The organism is Acetobacter sp. UBA5411 (assembly GCF_002409645.1).
In the GTDB taxonomy this organism is placed as follows: Bacteria; Pseudomonadota; Alphaproteobacteria; order Acetobacterales; family Acetobacteraceae; genus Acetobacter.
Genome location: NZ_DHNR01000040.1, coordinates 189,938 through 200,524 on the forward strand (window position 1 = coordinate 189,938; position 10,587 = coordinate 200,524).

Genomic DNA, 10,587 nt, shown 5'->3' on the forward strand with positions numbered 1-10,587 from the left:
GCCATGGCGGGACGGGAAATACCGGGAAGCGTCTTGATGACGATCTTGGCAAGCGCCAGCATCGCACCGCTGTTTCCAGCTGATATGACACCGGCAGCCTCGCCACCAGCCACGGCATTCATGACCACGCGCAGGGATGAATCCTTCAGGCGCAGTGCAGCCGTGGGCTTCATGTCCATGCTGACGGCAGCAGATGCATGCCGGATCGTGCAGATGGCGGCAGCTTTCGGATGCCGGGCAAGAAGCGGCCGAAGACGTTTTTCGTCACCGACAAGCAGCACCCGGGCTCCCGGATGCCGATCCGCTGCGACAGCGAGACCCGCAACGACCATTTCAGGGCCGCCATCGCCTCCCATCGCATCAACAGCGAGGGAAAACAATTCCGGACTCTGAGCAGTCTCTGCGGCTGAATGCTCGACTTCGTTCATGAATGCGATCCGGCTTTCATGAACGAAGAGGGTCTTGCCTCATCAGGGATACCGCTTGTCACGTTACCAACACCGCAATCAGGCGCGAACTGCAACTTTCAGGGCCTTACCGGCAGCGATCACTTCGCGACCGTCATAATGACCACAATGGCTGCAGACGTGATGCGGGCGCTTCAGCTCACCGCAGTTGCCGCACTCGGCGTGGGCTTCAACCGTCAGGGCCTGATGGCTGCGACGCATACCACGGCGGGAAGGAGACGTTTTTCTTTTAGGTACAGCCATGGGTCCAAGCCCCTCCGAAATGATGGCATCCCGGAACCGCCGGGAGACGGAACCTGGACATAACTACAATTGAGGGCGGGGCTCTACCAGACCAGCCGCAGTTCCGCAAGGACCGATCGAAAACTGACAGGCCCGCACGCCATGCAGACGTTCAAGAACCGTCGCGTTTCAGCTTCGCCAATGCAGCGAAGGGATTGGGGCGTTCCTCGACCTCTCCCTCATCCTCCTGCCGGGAAATATCATCCTCGGTCAGAATGGCCGGAGGCCGCGCCACACCCGGCCTCCGGGGATAGGGATCAAGCGTGAGAGACAGCTGCTCGACGGCGGCCTCACCCAGATCGATCACGTCACCATCGTAAGGGACATCGTCGATTTCATCCAGCTCACCGTTTTCATCGAACGATCCATCATGCTCGGACGCCGGAACGAATCGGATGACGAAGCGCTCTGCGATCACATCCTCAAACACTTCCAGAGTCAGCACACAGAGCTGACTGAGCCGCGCCGTCATCGAGCCTGTGGCCTGCACCGTATGCCCGGTCTGGGGGAACAGTTCATACCGGCATGTCAGACTCGCCACGTCCGGCAACCCAAGCCGCAGGGCGATCCGCGCGCACTCGGCTTCAGTCGCGGTCACCGAGATTTCACGTGGAGAGTCGGCGGACGCACCGCGTAATGTTCTCACAAGAACGGGGCGGGAAAATTCGGAAACTCCGGAAGCAGTCACTCTATACAGTCCTTTCCCGACGCAAAGTCCGATGATAGCGCCTTTAGTGTGACAGAAAACACTCTATCGGACACCCGTTCCTTGTGCTTTAACGGCAAGAATATTTACTGGGTCCATTCGTGGAGAGAACAGACTACCGTCATGTCAAAATGCCAGCCTTTCTCCCGGACTGAATCACGGCCAGCAGCAGGTCGGCGTAGCAGACAGGCCCTTATGGCTCTGGGTCTGACGGGCGGGCTGTTCCTCCTGTCAGGTTGTTCGTTCCTCGAAAACTCCCCGATGCCACGTGGCTCGCTTATCGAGGCAGACGATTACAACCAGCTCAAGCCCGGTGTGAGCAATCGCGCCGACGCGCTCGATCTGCTTGGCTCGCCAACCTCCAAGGCGACCTTTGACGACAATACCTGGATCTATGTGTCCATGATGACGGCGCCCACTCCGGCGAATTTCCCGCACGTCACGAAGCAGCAGGTCGTCGTTCTGAATTTCGATCAGGCTGGCACGCTCCGCTCTCTGCGGACATTGGGCCCCAAGGACGCCAAACATCCGGGCATGGTGGGCGACAAGACCCCGACGCCGGGCACCAAGATCAACATTCTTCAGGAAATCATCGGCAACGTCGGGCGCTACAACCCGATGCAGGGCATGATGAACAACAGCTCCTTCGGCGGCGGCAACAGTGGCAGTGGAATGGGCGGTATGAGCGCCGGTCCGGGTCATGGCGGCGCGGGCAACAGCCTGCCCTGATCCTTGCCTTGCTCTCAGCTGAACGGAACGAGCGGCGTCCGTTCAGCGCGGCAGCGTGATGTGCACATTCAGTCCGCCCTGCGGACTTTCTCCCAGCTGAATATCGCCACCATGCGCCCGCACGATGTCACGGACAATCGTCAGACCCAGCCCTGTTCCGCCCTTCTTGCTGCTTGAAAACGCACGGAAAACTTCCTCCCTGCGTTCAGGCGAAATACCCGGCCCATCGTCATCCACATCAATGATGATGCTGCGCCCTTCCTGACGCCCTGAAAGCCATATGGCGGCGTTGAGGCGACGGGCATTCTCCAGAACATTGCTCAACATGCGGCGCATCGCATCTGGACGCGCCTCAATAACCAGCCCCGGCTCGCAGGTCACTGCGTTGACCCGTCCCCCGGCACGCACGATGGCGGCGGCAACGTCCTCCAGCAGCACGGCGACATCCAGCTTTTCCGGTGCCTCGGCCCCTTCTCCACGGGCGAAGGAGAGATAACTCTCGATCAGTCGCTCCATTTCAGCGACATCACCGATCATGTCATGCACATCATCCCGCAATAGCCCGGCATCCACCACGCCGGATTGCGGGAACATGGCGAGAGAGAGTCTCAGCCGGGTCAGGGGCGTCCGCAAATCATGTGACACACCGGCCAGAACAGCGGTACGTTGCATGACGAATCGGGAAATCCGCTCCTGCATGCGATTGAACGCCACAGCAGCTTTCCGGACCTCGCGCGCCCCCTCCGGTCTGATAGGACCAACGTCCCGGCCCAGACCGAACTGCTCGGCAGCTCTTGCCAGACGCCTCACGGCCCGGACCTGATTCTGCATGAAGAGCGCCGCCACAGCGAACAGCAGCAGTGAGCTGCCCAGAGCCCAGAACACAAAAAGCCAGATCTGACCGACATCCAGCCGCTTGCGCGGCGCGTCGATCTTCATGACACCGTCCGGGAGCTGAATCAGGATGAAAACGTGCCGTTCATCCGTCAGCCAGTCCACAAAGAACGGATAGGAAATGAAGGCCTGAAGCGTACGGACGAGGTCTTCATCCATCGGTCCGACGACATGCGTCGAGCCGAATTTCGTCAGCTTCGCATTCTGATGCCATTCCACGGCAAGCTGCGTGCGCAACCGCACCTGCCGTGTCACCCACTCCCGGTCGGCCCGCGTCTGGTAGCGTTCCAGAAAGTCCAGTGACAGGCTGATTTCGGAAACCACGCTTTCGGACATACGGCGCGACATGACGTGCAGATAATTGCCGTAAAACAGTTCCAGCGCGATTCCCTGCGTGACCAGCAGGGGGATCAGCACAATCAGCAGGGACCGGCCCAGAAAGGAATTCGGCAGGACACGCCGCACCGACCGGTCGAGGCGACCGTCATCCCAGAATGTGCGCCATCCACTGCGCATGACCGGCGTCAGATTCCCGGTTTCAGCATGTAACCCTTGCCGCGAAGCGTGTGCAGATAACGCGGCTCACGCGGGTCCGCCTCGATCCGCCGTCGCAGACGGGTCACCTGCACGTCAACGGCACGCTCCCCGATTTCTGCCATATCCAGAGCATTCGCGATGTCTTCCCGCGACAGCACCTCGTTAGGATGACGAGACAGAACCGCCAGCAGGGCCGCCTCGCCGCCCGTCAGATGCACAACGCCTTCGGGACCGGAGAGAATGCCTCTGTTGGGATCGAATTCGAGCGTCCCCAGTCGCACGATTCGCAGATTATCCGACGGCGGCGGCGGCGCATGTTTGCGCAGATGGGCTTTCAGACGCAGCAGCAGCTCGCGCGGCTCGAACGGTTTGCCGAGATAATCATCCGCACCGGCCTCGAGACCGGTGATGCGATCCTCTGCCTCTCCCCGGGCGGTGAGAAGCAGGATGGGAATATCCAGCCCCTGCCCGCGCAGGGATTTTGTCAGTTCCAGCCCATCTTCGCCGGGCATGGTGACATCCAGAACCAGCGCATCCGGCAGCATGAAGCCCAGCGCCTGCCTTGCCTCGGCGGCAGAAGCCGCACCAGTGACCCGGAAGCCGTTTTCCTTGAGATAGCGCTGGAGCAGCCGCCGCAGACGGGCGTCGTCGTCCACCACAAGCACATGGGTCGTGCTGTTGTCCTCTTCAGAAGCTAGGGCAGCATCGTCTCTGCCGGCTTTCTGCATCGCCTCACTGGCCATCCCGTCGTGCTCCCCTCACTGTTTCTCTGGTCTGCCTTTCCTGTCGCATAAGAAAGGCGCGACTATCCTCGGACAGCATTCCCTGCAAAACCTGCCGGAAACCCTGCACGGCATTGCCGCCCGCTTCCCGATAGGCCGCCACCATGCGTTCGCGTTGCACGGCGAAAAGCTGCGCCTCGATTTCCGCACCATCGTCGGACAGGAAGAGAAAGCGTTGCCGACGGTCCTGTCGCCCCTGTTCAATCCGAACAAGGCTACGTTCCTGCAACTCGGTCAATGTGCGTGCGAGGCTCTGCTTCGTGACACCCAGAACGCCCTGCAACTCTCCCACGGTCAGTCCGGGCTGGAACGCCAGCATCTGCAGGGCCCTGTGCTGGGCCACACCAAGACCGAACTGAGTCAGAACGGGTGATACCGCCTGCCCCATATCGAGCCAGACCAGCAGCATCAGTTCCTGCGCGAGCCTAATCTGCTGCTCCCGAAGGAACAGAACACCATCGCCTGCGACAGTCTCACCACCGGTGCGGGCTTCGACGAATCGTTTCACGCTGGCCGTAGATCTTTTGGACGGAACAGACGCTGCTTCAGCTCACCAAGACGGCGGGTACGGGCCAGTCCAGCGTCAAGGATCTGTTCCACCTTATGACGATCGGCGCCACCCAGCCACGCCAGAAATGTGGGGACGTAAATGCCGGTGAGGCTGATCCTTTTCGTAGCCCATGTCACGCCACCGGACATGTCTTCAGACGCATCCCAGATGGCGTTCACTGTGCGCGCCAGAATACGGGCCGATGTTTTTCCAGCACAGGGAGAAAGCAGCATTGTCGCCGCACGCCGTTCCGCCGCCCGATAAGGTTCCAGAATATCTAGCCGCTCCAGAACAGCCCTACGGACTTTCTGGCTGAGGCGGGGACATTCGCCTTCATCAATGGCCAGCAGCACACGTTCGGTCATTTCACGATCAACCAGATCGGCCCAGGCTTCCAGCAGCTCGGTGCGGCCATTGGGGAACAGGAGATCGGCATCCGCTCCCGCCACTTCCTTCAGCGCGGCCAGTGTCCAGCCTTTCTCTCCGGCGACTGCCGCCAGCGCTTTCAACGCCTGATCCCGTTCCACAGAATGCTCAATGGATGGCGGCGTCATTCCCTGAAGCAGCCCGTAGCCCGCACCTGCTGCAAACTGAAGAATCCTGTCCCTGCCACTCATTGCTCATTGCGTCCCAAAATAATGTCCGGCGTCAGAAACCGGTTAGCTTCCGTATCAAAGCCCATCAGACCGAGGTCTGTCATCCGCATCGGATAAAGAACACCATCCAGATGATCCGCCTCGTGCTGGATCACGTTTGCGTGGAATCCCTGAGCGATCCCGGAAACGGGTGCCCCTATCCGGTCGATTCCCTGATATCGAACCCGCGCATACCGGGGAACCCAACCGCGCAGACCCGGAATGGACAGACACCCTTCCATTCTCAGACGAACTTCCTCGTCAAGCGGCTCAATCACCGGATTGACCAGCACCTGTATGCCTTCCGGCGACTGCTCTCCCTCTTCAAGACGGGTTGGCAGCACATAATAGACGAAAATTCTTTTCGAAACATGCACTTGAGGCGCTGCAAGTCCAACACCGCCAGCGTCACGCATGGTCTCGATCATATCGTCAATCAGGGTCTGCACGACCGGATCCGCAACATTTTCCACCAGTTCAGCTGGCTTCAGCAGGACCGGATGCCCCATGCGTGCGATCTTCAGTAATGTCATGCTCACCCTCTTCTGAACCTTCCGTCAGGATACGCCGCATTGCGATATGACAGAAACGCCGTTCTTTCTGGCGCGATGATCCACGGATTCGTTTGTCTTTTCCTGCGGGCGTGTGTTAAGGACGCGGCCAACTCAGAGGCGAGGCTTCCGTGCGGAGTCGCGCTCACCCTATAGAAACTCATGAACCCAGCATGACCGAGGTCAGCAGGTTCTTTCGGGAGACGACCAGCCAGTGCAGGTTCTCGTTCGCGACAACAATGTCGATCAGGCTCTTAAGGCACTCAAGAAGAAGATGCAGCGTGAAGGGCTTTTCCGTGAAATGAAGCTCCGCCGTCACTATGAGAAGCCTTCAGAGCGTCGCGCTCGTGAAGCAGCGGAAGCTGTGCGTCGCGCCCGCAAGATGGAGCGCAAGCGTATCGAGCGCGAAGGCTTCTAATCGAGCTTCGACTCTACGCAAGGAAAACCGGCTTTCGCAGGAAAGCCGGTTTTTTTATGCCCTGATTTTTGTGACTTCTTTCACCTTACATTCACTCTTCCCGTTTTGAATGCGGCGTACCACTGCATCCAGACGAGACTCCGATGGCAGACCTGAGTGATGAGGATGAAAAACTTCTGCAACAGGCAGCTGGTCTCACTCCGGAAACCATCCGGACAATTGCAGCCCTTGGCTTCACGCTGACACGCACAGCCTCTCTTTTAAGCTACATCAAGGAACTGGCTGACGAAGCTGAGCAGCGGAATATTCCGACCTCTACAGCCGGTAAATCATCTGAACGCTGAACCATTCGTGCCGCCGTCATTCACACCTGCGATGTTATTCCTGATTTCCCACTGACAACTGCCATCAGTGACACCGGTCAACCCGATGTTGGTGTTGCGTATCCGGATGATCGTTCGATCCGCCTTCCTCTGCGTTCAGACCAGACGAAACCTGAGGCACAGCTTCCTCAATCGGTTTCGATGCAGAGGCGCACAAAACAGCCGTTTCATCAGGGAATGTACCAGCTAAACCGTCCCCTCCCCGGGAAGAAGGGGCTTGACCTGACGCCAACTCCCCCCAACTGTTCAGATACACCTCTTACCAAGGACAACGTACATGAGCGAAAACACCGTTGCGGTCAGCGACACCACCTTCGAGACCGATGTTCTGAAGGCTTCCGAGCCGGTTCTGGTCGATTTCTGGGCAGAGTGGTGTGGTCCCTGCAAGATGATCGCACCGGCGCTGGATGAAATCGGAGCGGAGTTCAAAGGTCAGCTGAAGGTGGCCAAGGTCAACATCGACGAGAACCCCCTTACGCCAAACACGTTCGGTGTTCGCGGCATCCCGACCCTGATTCTGTTCAAGGACGGCAAGCCGGTAGAAACAAAAGTCGGCGCGCTCCCCAAGAGCCAGCTGAAAGACTGGGTCAAGGGACTGGTCTGACCATCATTCCAAGCCGGGGAGTTTCTCTCCGGCTTTTCTGGACTTTCCAAATAAATTCCACACACTCGTCCTACTCAGATCTTCCTGCATATAAGCAGATAGCAAGATCTTTTCTGGCAGCGGCACCTACTCTCAAGAAATCACGGACTTCCTTCTTAATCGACCATTTTTAATATGTCGGTTTTAAAGGAGCTTGGTCGTCCGGCAAGAATCAGGCCAAGCGCTAGACGTAATCATATCTGTATTTACAAACGATTCCGCCCAGCAGCTGAAGCAAGCATCGCCTCAGGTCGGTAACAATGTCTTTGAACGAGACTTTGCAGACGAAGCCGTTTTTGTAGCAGTATTACCTGATCTGGTTTTTCTGGAAGCCGCCGCACTCTGTTGGGTCGGTTTGCGCGAACCACGCTTACGGGTAGACGGAGCAGCTTCGGCAGACGGTGAAAGTCCGCTGACCTGTTCAATCAGATCCTCATAACGCATGAGATAGTCATTAAGACACAGCGTCGCTTCCGCCTGAGCACGCGCGCCTTCCCGCAAAATTTTTGCCTGCTTGTTGCTGTTGTCCAGCAGCGTCAGGACAGCATCAGCGATCTTCTGCGGCTGCAGGAAGGGTGCAAGCAGACCTGTGCTTCCATCTTCAATGAATTCGCGAACGGGATCCGTGTCACTGCCCACTATCGCGCAGCCCATTGCCATGGCCTCCCGCAAAGACCAGGACGCCACAAACGGGTAGGTCAGATAGACGTGAGCGTCAGAGCGTTTCAGTAGTGCGCGGAATTCATCATAAGCAACCTTGCCGACAAAGTGGACACGATCGAGATCAATCTGCCCCTGAAGTTCGGAAAGCATGTATTGCCGCCAGGTCGTATGCGCCAGACGAGCGCCATAGCTGACGCCATCTCCACCCACCAGAACAATGCGAGCTTTTGGGCATTCTTTCAGAATACGCGGTAGAGAACGCATGAAAACGTGGAAGCCACGATAAGGCTCCAGATCCCGGGCGACATAGGTCACCAGCCGATCCTTGGGAGAAATCGTCACATCCTTGATGTGCAGCGTGTGTCGGGCGGCCTTGGGATCTGGACAGCATAGATCGAGGTCAACGCCTTCGCGCAACACAGAAATCTTGTCGAGCGCCCAAGATGGGTAGGTACTGCGCTGGAATAGTGTTGGCGTCTGCCCCCAGCCGGGATTGTTTAGCGCGACCAGATTGACGGCATTCTTGGCCCTGATACGCGGCAGCATGTCTGGCACCGTCGGGAATTCAGGATCGAATCCCACATCAAATCCATTGGAATGGTAGAAAAACTCGAAATAGCCGAGAACTGGAGAAGTCGGGAAAATATCCTGAAGATTGAGGAGCTCACCCCAACCATGATGCCCGATGATGATATCGGGAATGAAACCCAGATCCTTCAATGTCGAAGCTGCCTGCGCCACCGCATCAGCCCGGCTCAGAGCCAGAGCGAATTCACGGGCGCCGGGATGGGTTGCCTCAGGCGGATTGACAGGCTTTCGATAGATAACGCGGCGCACACCCGAAATGACGTTTTCGTTGCTCTCACTGATGAAGACAACTTCATGAGCGCCTGATCGGATTAAATGACGGACAATGTGCAGGAACTGTCCGGGAAAATTCTGGTGAATAAAAAGAAATTTCAAGACAGATATCCATTTTCGAAAAGTGTCGGCGATCCGTTCCTGATAGCGGCGGACATTACCGGAATATGTGGACAGGAGGTCCTGAAATAAAAACTGACCTCATACCGGAAACCATGATGGGCGCATGTGAGGAGCAGAGGCCCCTCTCCTCACATGCGGAGAGTATTAACGGCGGCGTGGCTTATGCGCCGTTGACGTCTTTGTCGACTTCGCCGGAGATCTTGTCGTTTTCGCCTGCTGTGTCTTGCGAGCTTTTACCGAAGAAACCGCAGCAGGCTTGGCAACTTTCACCGCCGGTTTCACGGATGCCCTAGTAGCAGGACGTCCACGTTTCGCCGGCTTCCTGACGGGAGCCACTTCTTCCTCTTCCTCAAGAAGGGCGAGGTCTTCCTCAAGAACCTCTTCCAGTTCCTCAGCTTCCCGTTGGGCAGCGGCTATAGCCGGATCACGCGGAATGATCGTCACCCGGAAGGCTTCCAGCGGCGCCAGGCTATCAGATTCAGCCGTTTCATCTTCGCCGACCGGACCAATTTCGGTGCCGTCCGTGAAGGTCGCTTCCAGCTCGCAGAGATATTCCTCCGCAGCGTCACCCTTCAGTCTCACGCGCAGACCAAGAATCGGCAGCGCCATGCCACGACTGCCACAGTATTTGCCGCCTTCCGTCCAGGGAGAAAGCCAGCCTTTACCAAGAACAGCCTGATATTCGATGTCTTCGGGCGCAATCAGCTTGCCGGGAGAGATACCGAAACCCTCGATCCAGAAACGGCTGCCGGGTTTGCCCATCCATTCACCGAGCATGACGCCGACATCACCCCGACGCTGGATGTGCGCGCCAACTTCGAACTGCTGCCCTGGAGCCGCCGCGACACCCGTCGGTGCCGGAGAAGGAATATTGGCGACCGCGCCCTGCCCCTGAGGAGCTGCGGCACTATACGCGGCGGCGACCGGCGCACCCGCAGCGTCGCTGAGGCGAACAACCTGAAGACGCGGCGCTTCGTGCGGGCTGCCAGCCTCCTGATAAACCGTCACCAGAACCTGTGCCGGCCCCTGCATGACGCGGATCAGGGCAGCGTTATTCTGACCGCCGAGCCAGCCTGTATCGTCAAAGGTCGAAATTGTGACAGCGCCGTTCACAAGCGGCGGCTGGGTGAGGCGGACGCCGGGGAGACCGCGCGGGCTGGGCGGCTCCTGAGACGGCACATGGAAAACGCAGAATAATCCCTGATCAAGGGTCATCAGGTGTCCTGACACCTTCAGGTCGATGACACGATTCTGATTCTGGGACTGACCACTCTGGGACATAAATTCGTTCCGTAGGTTGTTCTGAATAAGGTTTCAGCTATTCCGGGGATATTCTGCTTACAATTCTGTTGAAAAAGTCGCT

The 10,587-nt window shown here is 57.9% G+C and carries 13 protein-coding genes and 1 pseudogene; 4 read left to right on the forward strand and 10 right to left on the reverse strand.

Features of this window, described 5'->3' with window-relative positions:
- The 3 genes and pseudogenes from B3759_RS14635 to B3759_RS14645 form a co-directional block, all read right to left on the reverse strand.
- Positions 1-428: pseudogene (locus B3759_RS14635) on the reverse strand (phosphate acyltransferase); the annotation flags it as partial.
- A gap of 78 nt (positions 429-506) precedes the next feature.
- Positions 507-710 (reverse strand): 50S ribosomal protein L32, encoded by a 204-nt coding sequence (gene rpmF, locus B3759_RS14640; protein WP_010666207.1) that lies wholly within the window; start codon positions 708-710, stop codon positions 507-509.
- A gap of 151 nt (positions 711-861) precedes the next feature.
- Positions 862-1,437: a YceD family protein gene (locus B3759_RS14645; RefSeq protein WP_291367032.1), complete on the reverse strand. Its 576-nt coding sequence runs from the start codon at positions 1,435-1,437 to the stop codon at positions 862-864.
- 213 nt (positions 1,438-1,650) lie between these two features.
- On the opposite strand from B3759_RS14645, the gene B3759_RS14650 reads away from it, so the two are divergent.
- Positions 1,651-2,184, forward strand: coding sequence for an outer membrane protein assembly factor BamE (locus B3759_RS14650; protein WP_291367034.1), 534 nt, complete (start codon positions 1,651-1,653; stop codon positions 2,182-2,184).
- Positions 2,185-2,226: 42 nt separating this feature from the next.
- On the opposite strand, the gene B3759_RS14655 is transcribed toward B3759_RS14650, so the two are convergent.
- From B3759_RS14655 to def, 5 genes are read right to left on the reverse strand one after another with little or no spacing between them, the layout of a single operon-like run.
- Entirely contained in the window at positions 2,227-3,594 is a 1,368-nt protein-coding gene (locus B3759_RS14655) for a sensor histidine kinase (RefSeq protein WP_291367036.1), read from the reverse strand.
- Between the two features lie 8 nt (positions 3,595-3,602).
- Entirely contained in the window at positions 3,603-4,343 is a 741-nt protein-coding gene (locus B3759_RS14660; protein WP_291367067.1) for a response regulator, read from the reverse strand.
- Positions 4,344-4,347: 4 nt separating this feature from the next.
- Positions 4,348-4,905 carry a MarR family transcriptional regulator gene (locus B3759_RS14665; RefSeq protein WP_291367038.1) on the reverse strand — a complete coding sequence of 186 codons (558 nt, stop codon included), beginning with the start codon at positions 4,903-4,905 and terminating at the stop codon, positions 4,348-4,350.
- On the reverse strand, positions 4,902-5,564 hold the full coding sequence (locus B3759_RS14670) for a hypothetical protein (protein ID WP_010666213.1): 663 nt from the start codon (positions 5,562-5,564) through the stop codon (positions 4,902-4,904). Before B3759_RS14670 ends, B3759_RS14665 begins: the two co-directional genes overlap by 4 nt.
- Entirely contained in the window at positions 5,561-6,115 is a 555-nt protein-coding gene (def, locus tag B3759_RS14675) for a peptide deformylase (RefSeq protein WP_291367041.1), read from the reverse strand. The genes B3759_RS14670 and def overlap by 4 nt, the downstream gene beginning before the upstream one ends.
- A 232-nt stretch (positions 6,116-6,347) precedes the next feature.
- On the opposite strand from def, the gene rpsU reads away from it, so the two are divergent.
- The 3 genes from rpsU to trxA all read left to right on the forward strand — a co-directional run bounded on the left by rpsU (position 6,348) and on the right by trxA (position 7,538).
- Positions 6,348-6,551 (forward strand): 30S ribosomal protein S21, encoded by a 204-nt coding sequence (gene rpsU / locus B3759_RS14680; RefSeq protein ID WP_010666215.1) that lies wholly within the window; start codon positions 6,348-6,350, stop codon positions 6,549-6,551.
- A gap of 143 nt (positions 6,552-6,694) precedes the next feature.
- Positions 6,695-6,895, forward strand: a complete 201-nt coding sequence (locus tag B3759_RS14685) for a hypothetical protein (RefSeq protein ID WP_291367043.1) — start codon at positions 6,695-6,697, stop codon at positions 6,893-6,895.
- Positions 6,896-7,211: 316 nt separating this feature from the next.
- The gene (gene trxA / locus B3759_RS14690; protein ID WP_291367044.1) at positions 7,212-7,538 is read left to right on the forward strand and encodes a thioredoxin TrxA; all 327 of its coding nucleotides are present in this window, start codon (positions 7,212-7,214) and stop codon (positions 7,536-7,538) included.
- A gap of 285 nt (positions 7,539-7,823) precedes the next feature.
- Here the strand turns inward: trxA and B3759_RS14695 are convergent, their stop codons facing one another.
- Together B3759_RS14695 and B3759_RS14700 are read right to left on the reverse strand one after the other, a co-directional pair.
- Positions 7,824-9,203: a glycosyltransferase family 4 protein gene (locus B3759_RS14695; RefSeq protein ID WP_291367046.1), complete on the reverse strand. Its 1,380-nt coding sequence runs from the start codon at positions 9,201-9,203 to the stop codon at positions 7,824-7,826.
- Positions 9,204-9,368: 165 nt separating this feature from the next.
- Positions 9,369-10,505 carry a hypothetical protein gene (locus tag B3759_RS14700; RefSeq protein ID WP_291367048.1) on the reverse strand — a complete coding sequence of 379 codons (1,137 nt, stop codon included), beginning with the start codon at positions 10,503-10,505 and terminating at the stop codon, positions 9,369-9,371.
- Between the last annotated feature and the right edge of the window lie 82 nt (positions 10,506-10,587).

Bases quoted from the DNA above. Each gene is read 5' to 3' on its own strand.
- rpmF (WP_010666207.1), bottom strand. From the start codon at position 710: ATGGCTGTACCTAAAAGAAAAACGTCTCCTTCCCGCCGTGGTATGCGT.
- B3759_RS14650 (WP_291367034.1), top strand. From the start codon at position 1,651: ATGGCTCTGGGTCTGACGGGCGGGCTGTTCCTCCTGTCAGGTTGTTCG.
- B3759_RS14655 (WP_291367036.1), bottom strand. From the start codon at position 3,594: ATGCGCAGTGGATGGCGCACATTCTGGGATGACGGTCGCCTCGACCGG.
- B3759_RS14660 (WP_291367067.1), bottom strand. From the start codon at position 4,343: ATGCAGAAAGCCGGCAGAGACGATGCTGCCCTAGCTTCTGAAGAGGAC.
- B3759_RS14670 (WP_010666213.1), bottom strand. From the start codon at position 5,564: ATGAGTGGCAGGGACAGGATTCTTCAGTTTGCAGCAGGTGCGGGCTAC.
- def (WP_291367041.1), bottom strand. From the start codon at position 6,115: ATGACATTACTGAAGATCGCACGCATGGGGCATCCGGTCCTGCTGAAG.
- B3759_RS14685 (WP_291367043.1), top strand. From the start codon at position 6,695: ATGGCAGACCTGAGTGATGAGGATGAAAAACTTCTGCAACAGGCAGCT.
- trxA (WP_291367044.1), top strand. From the start codon at position 7,212: ATGAGCGAAAACACCGTTGCGGTCAGCGACACCACCTTCGAGACCGAT.
- B3759_RS14700 (WP_291367048.1), bottom strand. From the start codon at position 10,505: ATGTCCCAGAGTGGTCAGTCCCAGAATCAGAATCGTGTCATCGACCTG.